23 protein-coding genes are annotated in these 22,931 nt (G+C 30.0%); 4 read left to right on the top strand and 19 right to left on the bottom strand.

Annotated features, from left to right (window positions below; all coding sequences use genetic code 11):
* Positions 1-31: 31 nt before the first annotated feature.
* The 6 genes from ACAG39_05680 to ACAG39_05655 all read right to left on the bottom strand — a co-directional run bounded on the left by ACAG39_05680 (position 32) and on the right by ACAG39_05655 (position 7,290).
* Positions 32-1,045, bottom strand: a complete 1,014-nt coding sequence (locus ACAG39_05680; GenBank protein ID MEZ0536728.1) for a LacI family DNA-binding transcriptional regulator — start codon at positions 1,043-1,045, stop codon at positions 32-34.
* A gap of 6 nt (positions 1,046-1,051) precedes the next feature.
* Positions 1,052-2,671, bottom strand: coding sequence for an alpha-glucan family phosphorylase (gene glgP, locus ACAG39_05675; protein ID MEZ0536727.1), 1,620 nt, complete (start codon positions 2,669-2,671; stop codon positions 1,052-1,054).
* A 53-nt stretch (positions 2,672-2,724) separates the two neighbouring features.
* Positions 2,725-3,594: a sugar ABC transporter permease gene (locus tag ACAG39_05670; protein ID MEZ0536726.1), complete on the bottom strand. Its 870-nt coding sequence runs from the start codon at positions 3,592-3,594 to the stop codon at positions 2,725-2,727.
* Positions 3,594-4,502, bottom strand: a complete 909-nt coding sequence (locus tag ACAG39_05665) for a carbohydrate ABC transporter permease (GenBank protein MEZ0536725.1) — start codon at positions 4,500-4,502, stop codon at positions 3,594-3,596. The genes ACAG39_05670 and ACAG39_05665 overlap by 1 nt, the downstream gene beginning before the upstream one ends.
* Before the next feature lie 127 nt (positions 4,503-4,629).
* Complete coding sequence (locus ACAG39_05660; protein ID MEZ0536724.1) at positions 4,630-6,384, bottom strand: glycoside hydrolase family 13 protein; 1,755 nt, start codon at positions 6,382-6,384, stop codon at positions 4,630-4,632.
* A gap of 264 nt (positions 6,385-6,648) precedes the next feature.
* Positions 6,649-7,290 carry a B12-binding domain-containing protein gene (locus ACAG39_05655; GenBank protein ID MEZ0536723.1) on the bottom strand — a complete coding sequence of 214 codons (642 nt, stop codon included), beginning with the start codon at positions 7,288-7,290 and terminating at the stop codon, positions 6,649-6,651.
* 187 nt (positions 7,291-7,477) lie between these two features.
* Here ACAG39_05655 and ACAG39_05650 point away from each other — a divergent pair, with 187 nt between their 5' ends.
* Positions 7,478-7,831 (top strand): ArsR/SmtB family transcription factor, encoded by a 354-nt coding sequence (locus ACAG39_05650; GenBank protein ID MEZ0536722.1) that lies wholly within the window; start codon positions 7,478-7,480, stop codon positions 7,829-7,831.
* 36 nt (positions 7,832-7,867) lie between these two features.
* Positions 7,868-8,788: a cation diffusion facilitator family transporter gene (locus ACAG39_05645; GenBank protein ID MEZ0536721.1), complete on the top strand. Its 921-nt coding sequence runs from the start codon at positions 7,868-7,870 to the stop codon at positions 8,786-8,788.
* Positions 8,789-9,017: 229 nt separating this feature from the next.
* On the opposite strand, the gene ACAG39_05640 is transcribed toward ACAG39_05645, so the two are convergent.
* Entirely contained in the window at positions 9,018-9,761 is a 744-nt protein-coding gene (locus tag ACAG39_05640; protein ID MEZ0536720.1) for a sugar phosphate isomerase/epimerase family protein, read from the bottom strand.
* Between the two features lie 154 nt (positions 9,762-9,915).
* Between ACAG39_05640 and ACAG39_05635 the strand changes: the two genes are divergently transcribed.
* Positions 9,916-10,905, top strand: coding sequence for a glycoside hydrolase family 5 protein (locus ACAG39_05635; GenBank protein ID MEZ0536719.1), 990 nt, complete (start codon positions 9,916-9,918; stop codon positions 10,903-10,905).
* Positions 10,906-10,923: 18 nt separating this feature from the next.
* Here ACAG39_05635 and ACAG39_05630 read toward each other — a convergent pair whose 3' ends face one another.
* The 12 genes from ACAG39_05630 to ACAG39_05575 are packed head-to-tail and all read right to left on the bottom strand — an operon-like array spanning position 10,924 to position 20,660.
* The gene (locus tag ACAG39_05630; GenBank protein ID MEZ0536718.1) at positions 10,924-11,877 is read right to left on the bottom strand and encodes an acetyl-CoA carboxylase carboxyltransferase subunit alpha; all 954 of its coding nucleotides are present in this window, start codon (positions 11,875-11,877) and stop codon (positions 10,924-10,926) included.
* 9 nt (positions 11,878-11,886) lie between these two features.
* A complete protein-coding gene (accD, locus tag ACAG39_05625) occupies positions 11,887-12,756 on the bottom strand; it encodes an acetyl-CoA carboxylase, carboxyltransferase subunit beta (protein ID MEZ0536717.1) in 870 nt (289 codons plus the stop codon).
* A 21-nt stretch (positions 12,757-12,777) separates the two neighbouring features.
* Entirely contained in the window at positions 12,778-14,124 is a 1,347-nt protein-coding gene (locus tag ACAG39_05620) for an acetyl-CoA carboxylase biotin carboxylase subunit (protein MEZ0536716.1), read from the bottom strand.
* Positions 14,125-14,136: 12 nt separating this feature from the next.
* On the bottom strand, positions 14,137-14,562 hold the full coding sequence (fabZ, locus tag ACAG39_05615) for a 3-hydroxyacyl-ACP dehydratase FabZ (protein ID MEZ0536715.1): 426 nt from the start codon (positions 14,560-14,562) through the stop codon (positions 14,137-14,139).
* A gap of 13 nt (positions 14,563-14,575) precedes the next feature.
* Entirely contained in the window at positions 14,576-15,025 is a 450-nt protein-coding gene (gene accB / locus ACAG39_05610) for an acetyl-CoA carboxylase biotin carboxyl carrier protein (protein ID MEZ0536714.1), read from the bottom strand.
* A 10-nt stretch (positions 15,026-15,035) separates the two neighbouring features.
* Positions 15,036-16,274, bottom strand: coding sequence for a beta-ketoacyl-ACP synthase II (fabF, locus tag ACAG39_05605; protein ID MEZ0536713.1), 1,239 nt, complete (start codon positions 16,272-16,274; stop codon positions 15,036-15,038).
* Positions 16,275-16,299: 25 nt separating this feature from the next.
* Positions 16,300-17,040, bottom strand: a complete 741-nt coding sequence (fabG, locus tag ACAG39_05600) for a 3-oxoacyl-[acyl-carrier-protein] reductase (GenBank protein ID MEZ0536712.1) — start codon at positions 17,038-17,040, stop codon at positions 16,300-16,302.
* On the bottom strand, positions 17,034-17,969 hold the full coding sequence (fabD, locus tag ACAG39_05595) for an ACP S-malonyltransferase (GenBank protein ID MEZ0536711.1): 936 nt from the start codon (positions 17,967-17,969) through the stop codon (positions 17,034-17,036). Before fabD ends, fabG begins: the two co-directional genes overlap by 7 nt.
* Positions 17,970-17,983: 14 nt before the next feature.
* Positions 17,984-18,943 carry an enoyl-[acyl-carrier-protein] reductase FabK gene (gene fabK, locus ACAG39_05590; protein MEZ0536710.1) on the bottom strand — a complete coding sequence of 320 codons (960 nt, stop codon included), beginning with the start codon at positions 18,941-18,943 and terminating at the stop codon, positions 17,984-17,986.
* A gap of 22 nt (positions 18,944-18,965) precedes the next feature.
* Complete coding sequence (gene acpP, locus ACAG39_05585) at positions 18,966-19,187, bottom strand: acyl carrier protein (GenBank protein ID MEZ0536709.1); 222 nt, start codon at positions 19,185-19,187, stop codon at positions 18,966-18,968.
* A gap of 34 nt (positions 19,188-19,221) precedes the next feature.
* Positions 19,222-20,193: a beta-ketoacyl-ACP synthase III gene (locus ACAG39_05580; GenBank protein ID MEZ0536708.1), complete on the bottom strand. Its 972-nt coding sequence runs from the start codon at positions 20,191-20,193 to the stop codon at positions 19,222-19,224.
* 5 nt (positions 20,194-20,198) lie between these two features.
* Complete coding sequence (locus tag ACAG39_05575) at positions 20,199-20,660, bottom strand: MarR family winged helix-turn-helix transcriptional regulator (GenBank protein MEZ0536707.1); 462 nt, start codon at positions 20,658-20,660, stop codon at positions 20,199-20,201.
* A 223-nt stretch (positions 20,661-20,883) separates the two neighbouring features.
* Here ACAG39_05575 and ACAG39_05570 point away from each other — a divergent pair, with 223 nt between their 5' ends.
* Positions 20,884-22,908, top strand: a complete 2,025-nt coding sequence (locus ACAG39_05570; protein ID MEZ0536706.1) for a beta-galactosidase — start codon at positions 20,884-20,886, stop codon at positions 22,906-22,908.
* Positions 22,909-22,931 lie beyond the last annotated feature (23 nt).

Raw genomic sequence — 22,931 nt, 5'->3', positions numbered from 1 at the left:
TATCTTGTTTTATATATGCAATGCTTTGCAATCACAATGTCGCACATGAACTTCGCTCAATTAATGTATGCTGAACAATCAACCTTTTGTAAGTTTTTTTTGGATCTTTAAGTTCCATAAGCAATAACTCAGCTACAGACGTTCCAATATAGTCAATATTAATATCAATTGTAGTTATTGAAGGGTTAGAAAGCTCAGTTATTATGCTATTATTAAATGTTATAATTGAAATATCCTCACCAATAGCAAGGTTCAGATCTTTTGAAGCTTTCGTAACTTCAAATCCGATAATATCGTCCATACATACAATAGCTGTTGGGCGTTTATTTGACTTTAGAATTTCAAAAGCAATTTGATAACTACTCTTTCTGTAGAAATTAGAATATTTAATAATAATATTATTTGATGCTATAAAGCTTTCTTCGCATGCCTTTTTGAATCCATATAATCTGTCCTGTGTTACCACTAAATCCTCTGGTCCAGCTATAAATGCAATTTCTTTGTGTCCTTTATCAATTAAGTATTTTGCTGCATCATATCCGGCCTTTTTGTTATCATTATCTACCCAATTAATAAGGTCTTCATACTTTTCTGGTCGTCCAACAACAACCATTGGGAATTCAATATCACGTAAATATTCAATTGCTTTGTCATTTATACGAGATGAAAGTAGAATAAATCCATCAACCTTCTTGCTCAAAACAAGCCTTTGCAATAGTTGCACTTCTTTTTCAGGGGTTGAGATAGCAAACAGAATATCATAATCATTTTTGTTTGCTATCTCACATATTGTTCCAATTATTTGGTCAAAAAATGTATTTGAAAGAACATATTTAGGTTCTCTTGGAATGAATATACCTATAGTATTAGACTTTTTTGTTACCATACTTTTTGCATTCGCATTTGGAATATAACCCAATTTTCTAATGGCTTCTTTTACTCTTTCAGCAGTTTCTTTACTAATTCTTTTATTGCCTGTAATTACTCTAGAAACAGTTGATGGTGAAACATTTGCTTCCTTTGCAATTTCTTTTATTGTAACCAATTGGCATCATTCCTTGCTGCCTTTTGGAATATACATCAAATCATAATATTCTTTTAACATTCTTTCAGCTGAGAATGCTTCAAGAGTTGAATCTATACTTGCTTGCATCATTTTTATCCACTTTTCTCTATTTTCATAATATGTTGGTATTACCTCATGCTGTAAAACCTTTACTAAACTCTTTAAATCATGTTCATCGTGTTTTTCAATATCTGATGATTCAAATCCATCTCCAATTTGCCAACCATTAACTCCATGTTCACATGCTTCTGGCCACCAACCATCTAAAGTTGAAACATTTAAAACACCATTCATAGCAGCTTTCATACCTGATGTTCCACATGCTTCAAGTGGTCTTCGTGGATTATTAAGCCAAATATCACTGCCTCTTGTAAGCATTTTCCCTATTTCCATATCGTAATCTTCTAAAAATATAACTTTCCCAGGGTATTTTTTTGTCATTTCGATAATATTGTTTACAATTTGTTTACCAACATCATCAAGTGGATGCCCTTTCCCTGCAAATATTATTTGAATTTTATTTTCAAACATTTTCTTAGCTGCTTTTTTATCTCTGAATATCAAATCGCTTCTTTTGTATGGTGCTGCTCTTCTTGAAAATCCAATTGTTAAAATATCAGGATTCAATGAAACTCCTGTTTTTTGATGAACAAACTCTATTAGTTCCTTTTTTAATTTCAAATGATTTTCCCATAATTTTTCTGGATTATCTTTAGCATCAAGTATTCGAGTATCTACCCAAGTACCAACATGAACTCCATTTGTTATACCAATAATCTCACTTCTTCTATCAACTGCTTCCCACATTTTGTTTGCAGTTTTCATATGAAGTTGAGCAACAGCATTTGAAATTCTTGAAAGTCTTAAACCTGCCACAGTCATGTTGAACGGACTTCCACCAATATATGTCATTTCTTCTTCTGTAAGACCTAAATTTGCTCCCATATACATAAGAAGTCTTAATGGATGTGATTCGTTACCTTCTTTTACAGGTGTATGAGTTGTAAATACTATCTTTTTCTTAACCTCTTCAAGTGCTTTTTCAAATGGCAGGTTATTGTCTTCCATTTGTTGTCTTATTAATTCGATACCTGCAAAAACAGCATGACCTTCATTAAAATGATAAACGTCAATATCAATTCCTAGTTGTTGTAAAGCTCTAACTCCACCAACTCCAAGAACTAACTCTTGTGCAACCCTTTCTTCTCCAAACCATCCATATAATTGTCCTGTTATCCACCTATCAGCATTTTCTGGTATATCTGTATCTAAAAGATACAAATCAGCATTGTCAAAGCAGTCAACCTTCCATACCTTGCAATATACATCTCTATTTCTTATTTTAACCTTTACTTTTACACCTGTATCCTTAACAAAATCATATTTATAGATAGGGTAAGCATCAATTATTCCATATTCCTCTGTTATGATCTGTTTTGTATATCCTTGTTTCCATAGTATACCAACACCTACAACAGGATATTTAAGATCTTTTGCTGCCTTTAAAAAATCACCTGCGAGTATTCCAAGTCCACCTGCATAGATTTTAAACTTACTTTCAAGTCCAAATTCCATACTAAAATAAGCAACTGATGGCTTTTTCATACTAAAAACCTCCTAAAATCTTATATTAATAACTTTTTCCATTGAATAATTGTTTAACCCTTTACTGCTCCTGCTGCAAGACCACTTTGTATTTGTTTTTGTAGTAATATATAAACTATTACAATTGGAAGTGAAGCTAATATCGCAGCTGCAGAGAAAATTGTCCAGTTAGCTGAAAATTGATTATTAATAAATCTTTGAAGACCAATTGGTACTGTCGCATTTTCAGGTGATTGCAATACTAAGCTTGACAATATAAATTCATTAAATACGCCGTTGAAGCTCCAAATGAACATAACAGCTAACATTGGTGCTGATAGCGGAAGAATTATTCGCCAAAAAATAGTAAAATGATTAGCACCATCTATAATTGCAGCTTCATCTATCTCATAAGGCAATTGGTCCATATTACCTTTTAGGAGCCATATATTAAATGCTGAACCACCTGCTAATACAAGAATTAATGCGAAAATATTATCAAGAAGCTCAAGTCGTGCTAATAGCCCATATATAGCTGGCATTGCCATAAATGCAGGAAACATTTGAAGGATTAACAAAGTTTTTAAGCCATTTTTTCTTCCTACAAAGTTTATCCTTGAAAATGCATAAGAAGCAGGTGCAGTCATAAAAATTTGCAAAAATGCAACACCTATACAAAGTATCATACTATTTTTTATCCACATGATAAAATCTGGCAAAGATTGTCCATCACTTGATTTCATTGTAAACAGTTTAATGTAATTTTCTAATGTTGGATTTTTGGGAATAATTGATGATTGAAAAAAGGCATCACCTTTTGATAATGAAGCAACAATAATAAACCAAGTTGGTAATAATGAAAGTATTATAGCAACCCAAATAATTATTCTACTTATCCAAAGGATAGTTACATCTTTTGTTGTCATAAACTCTTTACCGTTCATTATCTTGCACCCCCCTCAAATGCTTTTGATAACTTCATATTGATTAATGAAATAAAACCAACAATAAAGAATATGATAATTGATAATGCTGATGCTAAATCATATCTGAAAAATTGCATTGTCATCTTATATGTTGCAGATACCAAAAGATCTGTAGAACCAGCAAACTGTGTATCAAGTCTTGCAGGTCCACCACCAGTAATTAGATAAACAACATTAAAGTTATTAAATGCATAAGCAAATGAAGAAATAATTAGTGGTAAAGCAGCTGGTATAATCATAGGGATTGTTATCTTAAACATTCTAGTAAACCATCCTGCACCATCAATATCAGCAACTTCATACAATTCATTAGGAATTGATTGAAGTGCACCAAGGCAGGCATTCATCATAAAAGGATAACTTAACCACAAATTAACAATAAATATACTTACCTTTGCCCAAAATGGATCAGTACTCCAAGGAATTGCACCTATATGAAGTGCTTTTAAAAGCATATTTATTGCACCATATTCTTCATTTAATAGTCCCTGCCAAGCAAGAGCAGATATTGTTGGTGGGAGTGCCCAAGGAATAATAAGAAGACTTCTGTATATCTTGGTTTCTTTCATAAACTTATTATTGAGTAATATTGCTAATAATAATCCAACTGAAAAGTTGAGTAAAACTGTTACAGTGGCAAAAAAGAAAGTCCATGCAAATGTTGGTGCAAAAACTTCTCTAAAAGGTCCATTTAAAATGTCAATAAAGTTTTTAAACCCTACTATTTTATAATTGTCAAAATGGTTCAGGTTAAAGTTAGTAAATGCATAATAAATAGTAAGACCAATTGGGAAAAAGCTTAGAACAGCCATTGAAATTAAGGCTGGCGATAAAAATAAATATCCAATAGGCTCTCTTTTTTTCATAATCAATCGTCCTCCTTAAAATATGTGCAAACGTTTGTCTTTATTTGTATTCTATAATAATATTATCTATTTGTCAAATACTTTTTTGTTTATTTTGCATATTTTTTATAACAAAAACATAATAATTCTATAATAAAAGTTCATTTAAATTTTTCGAGGCAATTATTATTTCGAAGTCATTACCTCCAACACAAATACTAACGTTTGCAAAGGGATTATATTCAGTTTTTTGTTTACTAAAATAATATATCTCTTTCCCGATTAATCTTAAATCAAAAAGATTTATAAGCTTTGAATCTTTATTTGCATTTATAAAGACATATACAAATTCATCATTAGCCTCTCTTTTAAAGTAGAAAACATCGTTAATGTAACCTTCTTTTACATTGTCAGATTTTAATGCATTTATATTTTTTTTAAGTTTAATTAATCTTTTATATAACCAAAGTATATCATTATCCCATCTTTCTTTATCCCATATCATTCCACGTCTGCAATCAGGATCTTGATGGCCTTCCATCAAAATTTCATCACCATAATATATCATAGGGATTCCTTGATATGTTAAGTTAAAAACAGTAGCTAATCTTGTTAATGCTTTATTTCCTAAAAGGGTATATACTCTTGGTGTATCATGGCTACCTATCAAATTTAGCTGGCATGAAAATATAAGTGGATTAATTCTCAATCTATATTCACTTAAGTTATTTGCTGTTTCTTTTGCACCTTTCCTACCTAACAAATATTTGATAAATATTTCCCATGAATAGTAATTCATTACTCCGTCAAACATATCACCAAGTAAAAAGTTTTCACTTCTATGCATTACTTCTCCAATGAGTAAGATTTCTTTATTTATACTCTTAATTTCTTTTCTTATCCTTCTCAAAAGATTTTTATCAAGTTCATTTGCAACATCAAACCTAATACCATCAACTTCAAATTCATTGATCCAGTATTTTAAAACATTAATAATAAAGTCCTGAACCTCATTATTTGATGTATTAAGTTTTGGCATTTCTCTTACATTTGTAGCAAAAGTCTCATAATTAATTTGCTTAGTGTTAATTGGATATGAATAAACATTATACCATTCAGAATATTTTGATTTTTCCCCATTCTTGATTAAATCCTGAAAGGCGTAAAAATTCGTCCCTGAATGATTAAATACCATATCAATAATAACCTTTATATCATTTTTATGCATAACATTGACTAACTCTTTAAAATCTTCATTTGTTCCTAAAATGGGATCAACGTTATAATAATCATCTACATTGTATCTATGGCTTGTAGTTGATTTATATATAGGTGTCAAATAAATTGCATTTATCCCAAGTTCTTTGAAGTAATCAATTTTTTCTATAATACCTCTTAAATTCCCACCTAAAAAAACCTCTGACCCTTTTTTGTCCCATTTTTTATAGTCCCAAGGCTCAAATTCTTTATTTACTGAGTAATTTGGCGATTTGTAAAATCTATCAGGAAAAATTTCATAAACAATGAGGTCTTCAACATATTCAGGCTTCAAAAAAATATCTGATTCATTCACATACGGAAAGTGAAAATGACCAAAATATAGCTCATCTTCTGTTGCTATTCCTTCTTGTTTATAATAGAAAATTTTGTCATTGTAATCTTTTATGATAAATTTATATCCAAGTCTTTTGGTTTTAGGCTTTATTATTACTGAATAGACATTATAATCATAAACAGTTACTTCATGTTCCATTCCCTCTATTTTTAAGTTTTGCATGTCATATCTATCATCGTATAGAAGGTGGACTTCTTTTGCGTAATCTTTTTTAATCCAAATTTGTATTTTGAATTTTTCTTTTGAAAGTGGAAAAATATCTGTTAGTTGGTTATGTATTATTATCATATAAGATAACCTCCGTTAGTTTTTATTAAATTTTATCATTAATAAAAACTTAACGCAAATGTTTGCACATCAAAAAATGATATATAATAAAAAACATTTTAATATATATGCAAATTAATATCCTGTCTTCTATCTATTGGTATGTAAATAAAACAGGGACTACCTTATTAGTTTAAGATAATCCCTATAAAACTTAATATATTTATAGTAATTAATATAATTAAAATACAAAATAGGCAGAAATAACTTATTCAAAGCTTTTCATTATGCACTATTTTTCACAAATTTAACTGCAACTTGAGCGGCTGACGCTGCATCTGGAGTATATGCATCAGCACCTATACTATTTGCGTAGCTTTCTGTGACTGGTGCACCACCAACCATTATTTTTACTTTGTCTCTTAAACCTTCCTGTTTTATTTTTTCAATAATTGTTTTCATTTGAGGCATGGTAGTTGTAAGTAATGCCGACATTGCAACAATTTGTGGATTATGTTCTTTTATAGCATTACAAAACTTTTCGGCAGATACATCTACACCTAAGTCAATAACTTCAAGCCCTGCTCCAATCATCATCATTGCAACAAGGTTCTTACCAATATCGTGTAAATCGCCTTTAACAGTTCCTATAACAACTTTTCCTATTGGTTTTACTCCTGTTTCGGTAAGAATAGGTTTTAATATTTCTAACCCTGCCTTCATAGCTCTTGCAGCAATTAGAACCTCTGGAACATAAATCTCATTGTTTTTAAACTTCTCACCAACTATTGACATAGCAGCAACAAGGCCATCATTTAAAATTTGTTCAGCTGATAGTCCTTGTGATAAAGCTTCTTTAACTTTCTCAGGAACAAGTTTTGCATTACCCTTTTGAACTAATTCAGAAATGTTTTGCAATATACTCATATATAACAACACTCCCTAAGTAAATACTATTGATATACATATATAAGATTATACATCATAAAAGTAAAATAAAATAGACAAAAGAAGGATTATGAAAGGATTTTTTAAAATATATTGTCAAAAAGATATCAATATGATAACATTAATATATGAATAATTGTTCATATATTAATGTGAGGTGAGTGCTTTGTCTGAAGAAAGATGTTCATGCAATATAATTCATTATGATATAGTTGAAAAAGTGCAAAAAAATATCCCTGATGATGAAATGTTATTTGAGCTTTCTGAATTTTTTAAGGTGTTTGCTGATTCTACAAGAATTAAGATATTAGAGGCATTGTTGGTATCTGAAATGTGTGTATGTGATATAGCTTCAATACTAAATGTAAGCCAATCAGCAGTATCACATCAATTAAGAATATTAAAAAGTGCAAGGCTTGTTAAATCACGCAAAGAAGGTAAAGTTGTTTATTATTCACTAAATGATGAACATGTAAAAGGAATATTAGATCTTGGTTTTGTTCATATAAATGAAAAATAATAAACTTAATTTTAACCTTTAGGAGGAAAAATGTTCATGTCAAATCATAACCATATTCATAGCAACTATAGTAATAGTAGTATCAAAGCAATAAATTTACTTATTACAATGATATTAAATTTTATTATAACAATAGCTGAAGTGATAGGTGGTTTGTATTCAGGTAGTTTATCCCTAATTTCAGATGCACTTCATAATTTAAGTGATGGACTATCAATTGTTGTTAGTTTCTTTGCTATTAAAATATCACAAAAAAATAATGATGAAAAAAGAACGTTTGGATATAAACGTTCTACAATAATTGCAGCACTTTTTAATTCAACAGTTTTAATTATAATATCTTTCTTTTTGTTTAAAGAAGCATATTTTAAATTTATAACTCCAGGTAAAATAAAAGGAGTTATTGTCATATGGGTTGCATTAATTGGACTTTTTGCAAATACACTTGGTGCATATTTACTTCATAAAGGCTCAAAAGAAGATATAAATATGAAATCAGCTTATCTACATCTTTTTAGTGATGCCTTATCTTCAGTAGGAGTAGTTTTAGGTGGTATACTTATTTATTATTATAATAGCTATTGGATTGACCCTTTATTGACCATTATTATTGGATTGTATGTTCTAAAAGAAAGTTTTGAAATATTAAAACAAGCAATAAATATTTTAATGCAAGGTACTCCAGAAAATATAAATATTAAAGATATAGTAGAAAAACTACAAGAGATTGAAAATATCAAAAATATTCATCATGTTCATGTATGGGGATTAAATGAAAATACTATATTATTTGAAGCACATGTAAATTTAAAATCTGATATTTTAATTAGTGAAACATCTAAAATTTATGAAGAGATAGAACATGAGTTAAAAGAACATTTTGGTATAAGCCATATTACAATACAATTTGAATTCAATTGTTGTGAAAATATAGGTATTATTAATAACATTGTATAATGTAATAATTTATAATTAATTTTTATATTTTGTAATATTTATAAAAGCTTGTTTTCAAAAAGGTTAAAAAGAAGTGTATATAAAAATTTAAACCTCCTTCATATGTATTTCAGAAATTTATGAAGGAGGTTTTTTATTATTTGTATAATAATATACATCTAGATAATACATTTACCCATGTGGAAATTAGAAACAAAATATCTTTTAGTATAAGTTATAAAACTATAAATTATTCAATCCAACCTTTTATATTTTTTAAACTAATCTCAATACTTTCGAACTGATCAATATCAAACTCCTCTTGCTCAACAATAAACCACTCAGTTTTATTATTACCATATTTAACTATTTCTTTAAGTTTTATTACACCACAGCCTATTTCGGTATCTCTTTTGTTTTCTTTGCTTTTCATATCTTTTAGATGTAATAATGGTGTTTTATCAATAAGTTTTTTATATAATTCAAATGCATCTACTCCGGCATTTTCAACCCAAAATGTATCAATCTCAAGTTTTAGCATATTGCCTAACTTTTCAAATAACAAGTCTAAAAATGTTTTATTCTCAATAAGTCCAAATTCATTGCCATGTAAATGTAATAAAAAGTTTATATTATTTTGTTTACATTTTTCACCTATATTATTAAATATATCAACCAAGCTATTTAATCCTTCAATACTTTTTGTATATTTTTCTGGTATTGCAGGACAAACAATATTATAACAACCTAACTCTAAACAATAATCAATCTCCTCATGAAGATGAGTTTGAAGTCTTTCAATACCTATATGTGTTGCAGCAGGTGTAATACCCGAATTGTCCAAAAATTCTTTCAAATCTTTTGCTTTGGTATTAAAATATCCAGCAAATTCTACACCTTCATAGCCAATTTGAGCTACTTTTTGTATTGTCCCTAAAAAATCATTTTTTGTGAGATTATTAAGAGAATATAATTGTAATCCTATTTTTGACATAATACTTCCCCCTTAATTTTTATATATTAATTCTATCATAAATTTATTTTTTGTGAATTATTATTACATATTAGGTTAATAAAAAATATTTTTATTGACAAACATAAGTGCATAAACCATAATAATAGTAAATGCTTTTTGGGAGGTAATATTTATGAAAAATAAACTTCCATTTTGGAAAGGCTTTAATTTATTAGAATTGTTTACCGAACATAGTAAAGGGGATTTTAGAGAAGACGACTTTAAATGGATTTCTGAGTGGGGTTTTAACTTTGTTAGAATACCTATGAACTATAAAACTTGGGCAAGTGAAAATGATTTATATAATGTCAAGGAAGAAATAATTGAGAAAATTGATAATGTTGTTTATTGGGGACAGAAGTATAATATCCATGTAAATCTAAATATTCATCATGCACCAGGATATTGTGTAAATGCAAAACTAAATCCAAGTTTTAACCTTTGGAAAACAGGAGAAGCATTGAACGCATTTATTTTTTATTGGCAAATGTTTGCAAAAAGATATAAAGATATTGATAACAAATACATAAGCTTTAATCTCATTAATGAACCAAGAGACCCATCAGATGAAGAGATGACAAGAAAAGACTATGAAAATGTTATAAGAAAAACTGTTGAAAAGATAAGACAAATAAGTCCAGATAGATTGATTATGATTGACGGTTTATCATATGGCAATGTTCCAATGCCTGAACTTATAGACACTGGAGTTGCTCAAAGCTGTAGAGGTTATTTACCTTTTGGTGTTAGCCACTTTAAAGCTGAATGGGTTCATCTTAAATTAGACTGGAAAACGCCAACATGGCCTTTCTTTGATGGAAACATAGAGTGGAATAAAGATACTTTATATAACCACTATAAAAAGTGGGCTGAACTTATTGAGAATGGAATAGGAGTAATATGTGGCGAGGGTGGTGCTTATTGTCACACACCACATGATGTTGTTTTGGCATGGTTAAATGATTTATTTGATGTATTAAAGGAATTTAACATTGGTTTTGCTTTATGGAATTTTAGAGGAACATTTGGTATCTTGGATTCTCAAAGGCAAGATGTAGATTATGTTGATTTTTATGGACATAAGCTTGATAAAAAAATGCTTGATCTATTTAGGTCATTTTAATAAAAAAACTTGTGGGGTTTACAGGATAACTGTACTGTAAGCCCCTATTTTTCTAAATTTCATATATCTTTCATTTATTAATGCTTTAATATCTTTATCCTTTAGTATATTTAGTTCTTCTTTTAATACTTCTTTTATACTATTTGCCATTTTATTTTTATCCTTATGTGCTCCTCCAATTGGTTCATTTATAACCCTATCAATAACACCTAAAGATTTTAAATCTGATGCAGTTATTTTCATAACCTCGGCAGCCTCTTTGGCTTTACTACTATCCTTCCATAAAATGCTTGCAAAGCCTTCTGGAGAAAGAATAGAATATATTGCATATTCAAGCATCAATACTCTATCTGCAACAGCTAATGCTAATGCCCCACCACTTCCTCCTTCACCAATTATGACAGAGATAATTGGTGTTTTAAGATGCGACATTTCAAATAAATTTCTTGCTATAGCTTCACCTTGGCCTCTTTCTTCAGAATCAATACCACAAAAAGCACCTGGTGTATCCACAAAGGCTATTATAGGTCTATTAAATTTCTCAGCTTGTTTCATAAGCCTTAAAGCCTTTCTATAACCATCAGGGTTTGGCATGCCAAAATTTCTTTTTACATTCTCATTTAGATTTCTTCCCTTTTGTTGAGCAATCACTGTAACTGGTATCTCATCAAATAACGCAATTCCTCCGACAATAGCAGCATCGTCTTTAAAATACCTGTCTCCATGAAATTCAATGAAATTTTCAAATATTAGCTCTATGTATTCAAGTGCTGTTGGTCTATTAACCATTCGAGCAATCTGGACCTTATCCCAACTACTAATATTATCAAAGGTTTCTTTTTGAATCTTTTTTAATTTTTCGGTTAATATATTTATTTCATTTGAAAAATCAATATTCTTTTCAATAGCTAATTTTTTCAGTTCCTCAATTTTTCCTTCAATCTCTTTTGAGGTTTTTTCAAACTCTGCTATTGTCATTTATTACCTCCTAAAAGAATGAATTTTTAATATTTTTGCAAGAGTTTCTTTAAGGTGCTTTCTTTCAACAATTGCATCGATAAATCCATGTTCTAATAAAAATTCTGCTGTTTGAAATCCTTCTGGAAGCTTTTGTTTAATTGTTTGCTCAATAACTCTTGGACCAGCAAAACCAATTAATGCTTTTGGTTCTGATAAAATAATATCACCAAGCATAGCAAAACTTGCTGTAACACCACCAGTAGTGGGATCAGTTAATACAGAGATATACAAAAGACCAGCCTCAGAATGTTTATAAACTGCTGCACTTACTTTTGCCATTTGCATAAGTGAAAGAATGCCTTCTTGCATCCTTGCACCACCTGAAGCTGTAAATATAATCACTGGTAATCTTTTTTGTGTTGCTGTTTCAAATAATCTTGTTAGTTTTTCTCCAACAACTGAGCCCATACTACCCATTAAAAATCTACTATCCATAATAGCAATACAACAAGGGAAATTATTTATCATGCCTTCCCCTGTAACTACTGCTTCTTTTAGCCCAGTTTCATCAATTAATTTATTAATTTTCTCTTGATAACCAGGAAAATCAAGTGGATTTACAGAAATCAAATCTTTATCATATTCTATAAATGTATTCTTATCAATAATTAACTCAATTCGTTGAAAAGCATCCATTCTAAAATAATAATTACAATATGGACATATTAATAAGTTATTTTTTAATTCTTCTTTAAGAATTATTTTTTGGCATTTTTGGCATTTTATCCAAAGACCATTTGGAATATTTGGCTTATTTGGCTCCTCTTTTTCTTGTTTTTTGGGAATATTAGGAACAGTAATATATTCCTTTTTTTTGAATGGGTTATACATTATTTACACCTGCCATTTTATTTATTGGCTCTTTAAAAAATTAGACAAAAAAGCAGTGGTATATTTACCATCTAAATATTCCTCACTATTTAAAATCTTAAAATGCAAATCAATATTTGTTTTTACACCTTCAACAACTAATTCATATAATGCTCTTTTCATTCTTTCTATTGCTTCTTGTCTATCATTTGCATGTACAATAAGTTTTCCTATCATAGAATCATAAGTGGGTGGAATTGAATACCCTTGATATATAGCACTATCAATACGAACTCCAGGGCCACCTGGCATATATAAAAACTCAATTTTACCTGGTGATGGCCTAAAATCCTTATCAACATCTTCGGCATTTATTCTACATTCTATTGAATGTCCATTAAGTTTTATATCCTCTTGTTTGATACTTAGCTTTTGTCCAGCAGCAATTTTAATTTGCTCTTTAACAATATCAATGCCAGTTATCATTTCTGTAATTGGATGTTCAACCTGAACTCTTGTATTCATTTCAATAAAGTAGTATTTGCCAGTACTATCTACTAAAAATTCAATAGTTCCTGCATTTTTATAGTTAACAGCCTTTGCAGCTAAAACTGCACTTTCCCCCATTTCTTTCCTTAAAATGGGAGTCATAATTGGTGATGGGGCTTCCTCAATTACTTTTTGGTTTCTTCTTTGAACTGAGCAATCTCTTTCACCTAAATATAATACATTGCCAAATTCATCAGCTAATATTTGAATCTCTATATGTTTTGCATTTTCAATTAATTTTTCAATGTACATACTTCCGTCTTTAAATGCATTCTGTGCTTCATTTTTTGCCATTTCAAATACTTTAATTAATTCTTCTCTGTTATTTATTACTCTTATACCTCTTCCACCACCACCAGCAGCAGCTTTTAGCATAACTGGATATCCAATTTCTTCAGATATTTCAATTGCTTCATTTATATCATTTACTTTGTCTTCAGAACCAGGTACAACTGGTACCCCTGCTTTTTTCATTATCTTTCTTGCATTTGTTTTATTGCCCATTTTATCTATTGCATCATAACTTGGTCCAATAAATTTAATGTTACATTCTTCGCAAAGCTTAGCAAAAGTAGGGTTTTCTGATAAAAATCCATAACCTGGGTGAATAGCTTCAGCACCCTTTAAAACAGTTGCACTTATTATATTTTCCATGTTCATATAGCTATCTTTTGATTTTGCTGGTCCAATACATACTGCTTCATCTGCTAAATGAACATGTAATGCTTCTTTGTCTATTTCTGAATAGACAGCAACTGTTTGTATTCCAAGCTCACGGCAAGCCCGAATAATTCTTACTGCAATTTCACCTCTATTAGCAATTAAGATTTTTTTAAACATAAACTTACACCCCTATAAACCAATTACAAAGGATATTTCAGCCTCACAAACCTTATCCTTATCAACAAAAGCTATGGCTTTAGCAACCCCAATTGGTCCTTTTTTCCTTATTATCTCAACTTCAAATCTCAAAGTGTCCCCTGGTAAAACCTTTTTTCTAAATCTTGCTTTATCAATACCTGTAAGATATGCAATTTTACCTTTATTCTCTTCAATTGATAATATTGCAACTGCACCAACTTGAGCCATAGCTTCAATTATAAGAACTCCGGGCATAATAGGTTGATTTGGAAAATGTCCTTGGAAAAAGGGTTCATTTATTGTAACATTTTTGTATCCTACTACCTTTTCACCTTCATTAATTATCTCAACCTTATCAACAAGTAAAAAAGGATATCTGTGTGGTATAATTTTCATTATTTCATCCACTTTGATCATACTATCTAACCCCTTATACCCTTATTTTTATCAAAACTTGCCCATATTCTACCATTTGTTCATTCTCAACTAATATTTCTGCAACTTCTCCATCCACATCACTCTCTATTTCATTCATTAATTTCATTGCTTCAATAATACAAAGTATGTCACCTTTTTTAACTTTATCACCTACTTGAACAAATGGCTTTTGTCCAGGTGCAGGAGATCTATAAAATGTACCAACAATTGGTGATTTTATTAAATGTAAATTTTCATCTATTTCATTTTGAGTTGTTTGCTTTTTTGTATCTGTATTTACTATTTCAATATATTTTTCTTCTTGACTAGTTTTTACAATACTTGTCTTTGTTTCTCCATCTTTTGCCATTTTGATTGTAAAATCAGGCATTATAATCTCTAATGATGTCAAATTGGAATCTGACATTTCATGCAAGAGATCTATGATACTTTTTAAATCCATTTTTTCACCTCTAATCAATCCACTTTTTTAAAAGTAGAACTGCATTATGTCCACCAAAACCAAAATTGTTTGACATTGCATAATTAATTTCTTTTTTTCTTCCATTATTAGCAACATAATCCAAATCACATTCTGGGTCTTTATCTTTATAGCCTATTGTTGGAGGAATAAAACCCTCATGAATAGATTTTGCAGTAATTATAGCTTCAATAGCACCTGCAGCACCAAGTAGGTGTCCTGTCATAGATTTTGTGGAACTTACTGGTATTTTATATGCATAGTCTCCAAAAGTTTTTTTGATAGCTTGTGTTTCAATTTTGTCATTTAATGGAGTACTTGTGCCATGAGCATTTATATAAGAAACCTCTTCTTTTTTAATTCCTGCATCTTTTATTGCAAGCTCCATTGCCATACATGCACCTTCTCCTTCTGGGTCTGGAGCTGTTATATGATATGCATCACATGTTGAACCATATCCAACAACCTCTGCATAAATCTTAGCCCCTCTTTTTAAAGCATGTTCAAGGCTTTCTAAGATAACTATGCCAGCACCCTCTCCTAAAACAAAACCACTTCTGTTTAAATCAAAAGGAATAGAAGCCCTTTCTGGATTATTACTATTTGTAAGTGCTGTAATATTAATAAACCCAGAAAGAGCAAGGGGAGTTATCGGTGCTTCTGAACCACCTGCAATTATTATATCTGCTTGGTCATATTGAATTAATCTAAAAGCATCTCCAATAGCATTTGTTCCTGAGGCACAAGCAGTAACAGTTGATGAACAAACACCTTTTGCACCAAACATAATAGCTACATTTCCTGCAGCCATGTTTATTATAGCCATAGGAACAAACAATGGTGATACTCTTGATGGCCCTTTTTCAGATAAAACCTTATGCTCCTTTTCAATAGTTGACAGCCCTCCAATTCCAGAGCCTATAACAACACCCATTCTATATTTATCTATTTTTTCTAAATTAATGTTAGAATCCTCAATTGCCTCTTTAGCAGCTGCAACAGCAAATTGAGTAAATCTATCCATTCTTTTTGCTGTTTTTAAATCTATAAATTTACCTGGATCAAACTCTTTTACCTCAGCTGCAATCTTTACTTTAAAATTTTCTACATCAAAACTTTTTATAAAATCTATTCCACATTTACCTTCTTTTATACCTTCCCATGTTTTTTCTACTGAATTACCAAGTGGAGTTATAGCACCTATACCTGTTATTACAACTCTTTTTTTCATCTTCATCACCCTGTATGATATTTTTTTACATACTCAATCCACCATCAATACAAATAACCTGACCAGTTATATATGATGATAAGTCTGAGGCAAGAAAAGAAACAAGATTAGCAACTTCTTCTGGTTCTCCAAACCTTTTTAATGGGATATGCTCTAAAAATTTTTCTTTTATATTATCAGGTAATTTTTGTGTCATATCAGTTTTAATAAAACCTGGTGCAACTGCATTCACTGTTATATTTTTTGAAGCTAACTCTTTGGCAATTGTTTTTGTAAGACCAATTAAGCCTGCTTTAGCAGCAGAATAATTAGCTTGGCCAATATTACCAATTATACCTACTATTGATGAAATATTAATTATTCGACCATATTCCTGTTTTATCATGTATCTTGAAACATGTTTAATGCAGTTAAAGGCTCCTTTTAAATTAATATTAATTACATCATCAAATTCCTTTTCATTCATTCTTAAAATCAAATTATCCTTTGTTATTCCAGCATTATTGACTAAAATGTCAATTCTATTAAACTCATTTATAACACTTTGTATAAGTTGTTTTGATTCATCAAAATTACTTACATCAGCTTTCACTTTTATAGTTTTTATATTAAATTTCTTTAATTCATTTTCTAATTCTTCAATAGATGAGTTATCACTTCTATAATTTAATGCTACATTACAACCTTCTGAAGCAAGTTTTATTGCAATTGCCTTACCTATACCTCTTGAAGAACCGGTAATTAATGCAACTTTATCTTTTAGCATTTATTTACCCCCAATATTTTACAAGTCTTTTCTAAAGACTTTATATCTTCTACATTATAAACATTAACATCAGAATTTATCTTACGGACAAATCCACTTAAAACTTTACCTGGACCTACTTCAATAAATGTATCAAATCCTTCTTTAATAAGCTTATTTATACTTTGCTCCCAAAGAACAGGACTTTTTAATTGATTTTTTAAAGAATTAATTATATCCTCTTCAATATAATCGCCAGTTTCGTTTGCGATAACTGGTATTTTAGGTCTATTTATTTTAAACTTATTAAGTTCTTCTTTTAACTTTACTGAAGCATTTTCTAATAAACTTGTATGAAAAGCACCCTGAACAGAAAGTGCTAAAACCCTTTTGGCTCCATTATTGATTAATTCTTTACTTGCGTCTTCTAATGCTACTTTTTCACCTGCAATAACTATCTGTTGTGGACAATTTATGTTAGCAATAGCTACAAATCCAACATCAACTTTATTTATTATTTCTTCTATCTTTTCTCTACTCATTCCCAAAACTGCCATCATACCATATTGAGAGTCTGAAAAGGTCTCAGATAAAAGTCTTCCACGAATTTCTAATATTTCAACTGCTGTTTTTAAATCAAAAACATCTGAAGCAGTTAAAGCAGTATATTCACCTAAGCTAAACCCTGCATTAACATCTGGCTTTATTCCTATTTCTTCTAAAACCTTAAAACAAGCTAAACTTACAACAAAGATGCTAAGTTGTGTATTTTTTATTTTATTTAATTCATCAATTGGACCTGAAAACAAGAGTTTTTTTAAATTAATATTTGAATATTCAGAAATTTCATCAATCAATTTATTGGCTACATCAAAATTTTCAATAATCTCTTTACCCATTCCTATATTTTGAACACCTTGACCAGGAAATAAAAAAGCTATTTTAGACATACATATCCTCCATATTAAATAACTTCTAGATTATATAACCTTTCATATTGCTTTTTAATAATTTTTTCTGCCTCACTTATTACTTCATCTATTATCTCTTTACATGTTTGTTCCTTATTTACAAGTCCTGCAATTTGTCCTGCCATAAATGAGCCATTTTCTAAGTCGCCATCTTTGACTGCTTTTTGAAGGCTACCTTTACCAATCTCCTCAAATTGCTCTATGCTACAGCCCTCTTTTTCTAACTGAAGCATTTTTCTTGTAAGTTTATTATGAAGAACTCTAACAGGATGTCCTGTAAATCTACCTGTTACAACAGTATCAGTATCTTTGGCCTTTAAAACAAGATCTTTGTAGTTTCTATGAATATTACACTCATGAGACACCAAAAATCTTGTACCCATCTGAACCCCTTCTGCACCTAACATAAATGCAGCAGCAATTCCTCTACCATCTGCTATTCCACCAGCTGCAATAACAGGAATTGAAACATTATCAACAACCTGTGGTATTAATGCCATAGTATTAAGTTCTCCAACATGCCCACCAGATTCTCCACCTTCTGCTATAATAGCATCAGCTCCATACTTTTCAACCCTTTTAGCTAGAGCAACAGATGGAATAACAGGTATTACTTTTATGCCATTTTCTTTCCACATATTTATATACTTTGATGGATTACCTGCACCTGTTGTTACAACCTCTACTTTTTCTTCTATAACTATTTTAGCGACCTCATCAGCGTAAGGGCTTAAAAGCATTATATTAACACCAATTGGGTTTTTAGTTAATTCTTTTGCTTTTTTTATTTCATTTCTAACATAATCAGCTGGTGCATTTCCTGCTGCTATTATTCCTAAGCCTCCAGCATTAGATACAGCTGATGCTAAGATTGCATCAGCTACCCATGCCATACCCCCTTGAAAAATAGGGTATTTTATTCCAATTAATTCACAAATTCTTGATTTAATCATATCAATAACACCCCATATTAAATTATTGGAGCTTTTCTTCTATATACTTAACTAAATCTCCTACATTGCCAAAGTTTTTATCTTCCTCAATCTCTATTCCAAAAGCATCTTCAATTTCCATAACAATTTCAACTATATCTAAAGAATCTAAACCTAAATCCTCAAATGTTTTTGTTAAAGTTATTTCTTCTTTATCTATATTTAATTTATTTGCTATAATCTCACTTAATTTTTCAAAAACCATTTTAAAAATCTCCTTTCAATTTTTTATTTTAAATCTATACTTTAATCAATGTAGCTCCCCAAGTAAGTCCTCCACCAAAACCAACAAGAATAATATTATCTCCTGATTTTATCCTGCCTTCATCAAAGGCTTCATCAAGTGCAATCCCAATACTTGCTGCTGAAGTATTACCGTATTTATCAATGTTTATATAAAATTTATCTTTTGAAACTTTTAGTTTGTCAGCAGCATATTCAATAATTCTTATATTAGCTTGATGAGGAATAATAAGAGAAATATCTTCAATATTTAATCCTGAATTTTCTAATACCTTTTCTATACTTTTAGCCATTACATCAGTTGCGAATCTATATACCTCCCTTCCATCCATTGAAATTTTACATTGAGGTTTTTCAACAAAACCTGTAATAATATTTTCAACTGGTAATGCAGGTATTTTTATAGCATTACCTTTTTGGCCGTCTGACATTATAAAAGTTGATATTATACCCTTTTGTTCAGATGCTGACAAAAATACTGCAGATGCTCCATCTCCAAATAAAACGCAAGTATTTCTGTCTTTCCAATCAATAATCTTTGATAATACTTCAGCTCCAATAACAAGGCTATTTTTATAAAGGCCTGATTTAATTAATGCCCATGCTATTGAAATACCATATATAAGTCCAGTACATGCAGCATTTACATCAAAGCATGAAGCATTTTTTGCTCCAAGTTTCTCTTGAACAATGCAAGAAACAGAGGGTGAGAATGAATCGGGTGTAATTGTTGCAACAATAATATTTTCAATATCCAAAACATCAATATTTGCTTTTTCTATCGCCTTAAGTGCTGCCTTATAAGCAATATCTGAGGTGTTTTCATCCTTTGAAATTCTTCTTTGCTTTATTCCTGTTCTTGAAGTTATCCATTCATCACTTGTTTCAACTATATTTGAAAGAAAATTGTTATCAATTATATTCTCTGGTACATAACTTCCTGTTGAAATTATTTTTACTTCCTTCATAATTCTCACTCTTTCCCTTTTGTTAAATTATATTTGCTTCTGAAAAACTCTTTTAATTTTTCTAAAGCATTAATTAATACCTTTTCTTCTTCATCATTTAATCCATCAATTATTGTCCTAATCATTTCTCTATGAAACATTTCATGTAATAAATATACCGCTTCACCTTTTTTTGTAAGTTTCACAAGAACAACCCTTCTGTCATCCTCTTTTCTTTTTCTTTCAACGTAACCTTTTTTAATAAGGCTATCAATCATTATTGTCAGTGTTCCTACAGTAACTTCTAAAGACTTTGCTATTTCACTCATTGTCTTTTCTTTTCCTCTTCCAATTGCCTCAATTGTATGAATTTGAGTAATAGATAGTTCACCTATTTCATTATTTTTTAGGGCATTTTGCTCTATTTGAAGAATGTCATTAAAAATATCTACCAACAAATGATTAAGAATGTTATAGCTTCTATCCATTATTTCACCTCAGACATTAATTAACTTAATTATTATTTATTTAAAATTTATGCATAAAATTATTTTGATATTCAAACATTTTTATATTCAAAATTATAATGTAAGGTTTTTCTAATGTCAAGCAAATAACTTAAAAATACAATATAAATATTAAGATTATTAGATTGTGAAATATAAAAGCATATAATAAAATTTAGTTGTCAAAAAGAAAGGAGGAATAATTATGGCTAATATTAAATTAAAAGAATTCTTGTATGGCGGGGATTACAATCCTGATCAATGGCCTGAAGAAATATTAAATGAAGACATTAGACTCATGAAATACTTTAATGTAAATGCTGCAACATTTCCAGTTTTCTCATGGGCAAAATTACAACCAGAAGAGGATAGGTTTGATTTTGAATGGCTTGATAAAATTATAAATTTATTATATGAAAATGGAATATATACAGTATTAGCAACACCTACAGCTGCTCAACCAGCATGGCTTTCGAAAAAATATCCAGAAATATTACCTGTTGATGAATATGGAAGACAAAGAAAGCATGGTGCAAGACAAAACTATTGCCCAAATAGCCCTGTTATGAAAGAAGCAGTAAGAAGAGTAGCAGAAGAAATGGCAAAACATTATAAAGATCATCCTTCTATTTTACTCTGGCATATAAGCAACGAATATGGCCCATACTGCTACTGTGAAAAGTGTGAAAAGGCTTTTAGAGAATGGCTTAAAGACAAATATAAAACAATTGAAAATCTAAATGAAAAGTGGTATACAAGCTTTTGGGGAAGAACATTTTATGATTTTGACGAAATTGTTGTTCCTTCATTTTTAAATGAACATGTAACCCTTTTAGGAACTGTTACATGTATGCAGGCATTATCACTTGATTATAATAGATTTATGTCTGATAGCCTTTTAAACCTTTTCAAAATTGAAAAAGAATCAATAAGAAAATATATGCCTGATACACCTATAACAACAAATTTAATGAGGGATTATAAACCATTAAATTATTATAAATGGGCTAAAGAAATGGATGTTGTTTCATGGGATTGCTACCCCACAATAAAAGATCATCCTTCAAGCATTGCCTTTCAGCACGATATAATGCGTGGGCTTAAAGATGGGCAGCCTTTTTTACTGATGGAGCAATCTCCAAATCAGGTTAATTGGCAAACATATAATTCTTTAAAACGCCCAGGTGTAATGAGATTATATAGTTACCAAGCAGTAGCACATGGAGCAGATTCGGTTATGTTTTTCCAATGGAGACAAGCAAGAGGCTCTGCTGAAAAATTCCATTCTGCAATGGTTCCACATGTAATGCATGAAAATACAAGAAGCGGCAGAGAACTAAAGCAGCTTGGTGAAGAACTCAAAAAGCTTAATAAAATAATTGATTCAAAAATTGATGCAAAAGTAGCAATACTTTTTGATTGGGAAAACTGGTGGGCTTTAGAATATTCATTAGGTCCAAATAACTCTATCAGGTATTCGCAACACGTAGAGTATTTCTATAAATCATTTTTCAAAAAGAATATACAGGTTGATATCATTAATCCAAGAAGTGATTTGTCGAAATATTCTCTGATTGTTGCACCACTTTTATATATGATGAATGAAGATATTTCAAAAAAGATAGAACAATATGTTGCAAGTGGCGGTTACTTAATCACAACTTACTTATCTGGGCTTGTTGATGAAAATGATTTAATTGTTTTAGGTGGTTATCCTGGCTGGCTAAGAAAAATACTTGGTATATGGGTGGAAGAAATTGATTCACTTTATCCTGATATGAAAAATTCAATTATTGTAAATAATCCATCATTAGATTTTAATGGTGAGTTTGAATGTTCAACTATATGCGATGTAATTAATCTTGAAGGTGCTAATGTTTTAGCTACTTATGGCAAAGATTTTTATAAAAATACACCAGCTGTAACTGAAAATACATTTGGTAATGGAAAAGCAGTATATATTGGAACAAAACCAAGCGAAGAATTTTTAGACAAATTATTTGATTATTATTTAAATTCGTTGAACATCAAACCTATACTATATGTACCAGATGGTGTTGAAGTTACCAAAAGGCAGTATGAAAATGTATATTTTATTTTTGTAATAAATCATAATGATTATGAAATCAAAATAAACCTTGATAAAGAATATTACAATATGTTATCTGAACAAAAAATATCTGGTGAAATATGTTTAGCTGCTAAAGATGTATTGATTTTAACTATATAAAAAAGTGGCTACCTATAAATTTT

Source organism: Caldicellulosiruptoraceae bacterium PP1 (assembly GCA_041320695.1).
GTDB lineage: Bacteria > Bacillota > Thermoanaerobacteria > Caldicellulosiruptorales > Caldicellulosiruptoraceae > JBGGOQ01.
The sequence above is the reverse complement of the archived record's forward strand: the minus strand, read 5'-3'. Positions and strand labels throughout refer to the sequence as shown.

Excerpts from the sequence above, each read along its gene's own strand:
- ACAG39_05645 (MEZ0536721.1), top strand. The coding sequence starts at position 7,868 with ATGTCAAATCATAACCATATTCATAGCAACTATAGTAATAGTAGTATC.
- ACAG39_05640 (MEZ0536720.1), bottom strand. The coding sequence starts at position 9,761 with ATGTCAAAAATAGGATTACAATTATATTCTCTTAATAATCTCACAAAA.
- accB (MEZ0536714.1), bottom strand. The coding sequence starts at position 15,025 with ATGGATTTAAAAAGTATCATAGATCTCTTGCATGAAATGTCAGATTCC.
- ACAG39_05655 (MEZ0536723.1), bottom strand. The coding sequence starts at position 7,290 with ATGAGTATATTGCAAAACATTTCTGAATTAGTTCAAAAGGGTAATGCA.
- ACAG39_05620 (MEZ0536716.1), bottom strand. The coding sequence starts at position 14,124 with ATGTTTAAAAAAATCTTAATTGCTAATAGAGGTGAAATTGCAGTAAGA.
- ACAG39_05635 (MEZ0536719.1), top strand. The coding sequence starts at position 9,916 with ATGAAAAATAAACTTCCATTTTGGAAAGGCTTTAATTTATTAGAATTG.
- fabD (MEZ0536711.1), bottom strand. The coding sequence starts at position 17,969 with ATGTCTAAAATAGCTTTTTTATTTCCTGGTCAAGGTGTTCAAAATATA.
- ACAG39_05570 (MEZ0536706.1), top strand. The coding sequence starts at position 20,884 with ATGGCTAATATTAAATTAAAAGAATTCTTGTATGGCGGGGATTACAAT.
- fabK (MEZ0536710.1), bottom strand. The coding sequence starts at position 18,943 with ATGATTAAATCAAGAATTTGTGAATTAATTGGAATAAAATACCCTATT.
- fabZ (MEZ0536715.1), bottom strand. The coding sequence starts at position 14,562 with ATGATCAAAGTGGATGAAATAATGAAAATTATACCACACAGATATCCT.
- acpP (MEZ0536709.1), bottom strand. The coding sequence starts at position 19,187 with ATGGTTTTTGAAAAATTAAGTGAGATTATAGCAAATAAATTAAATATA.
- fabG (MEZ0536712.1), bottom strand. The coding sequence starts at position 17,040 with ATGCTAAAAGATAAAGTTGCATTAATTACCGGTTCTTCAAGAGGTATA.
- fabF (MEZ0536713.1), bottom strand. The coding sequence starts at position 16,274 with ATGAAAAAAAGAGTTGTAATAACAGGTATAGGTGCTATAACTCCACTT.
- glgP (MEZ0536727.1), bottom strand. The coding sequence starts at position 2,671 with ATGAAAAAGCCATCAGTTGCTTATTTTAGTATGGAATTTGGACTTGAA.
- ACAG39_05660 (MEZ0536724.1), bottom strand. The coding sequence starts at position 6,384 with ATGATAATAATACATAACCAACTAACAGATATTTTTCCACTTTCAAAA.
- ACAG39_05665 (MEZ0536725.1), bottom strand. The coding sequence starts at position 4,502 with ATGAAAAAAAGAGAGCCTATTGGATATTTATTTTTATCGCCAGCCTTA.
- ACAG39_05575 (MEZ0536707.1), bottom strand. The coding sequence starts at position 20,660 with ATGGATAGAAGCTATAACATTCTTAATCATTTGTTGGTAGATATTTTT.
- ACAG39_05580 (MEZ0536708.1), bottom strand. The coding sequence starts at position 20,193 with ATGAAGGAAGTAAAAATAATTTCAACAGGAAGTTATGTACCAGAGAAT.
- accD (MEZ0536717.1), bottom strand. The coding sequence starts at position 12,756 with ATGTATAACCCATTCAAAAAAAAGGAATATATTACTGTTCCTAATATT.
- ACAG39_05670 (MEZ0536726.1), bottom strand. The coding sequence starts at position 3,594 with ATGAACGGTAAAGAGTTTATGACAACAAAAGATGTAACTATCCTTTGG.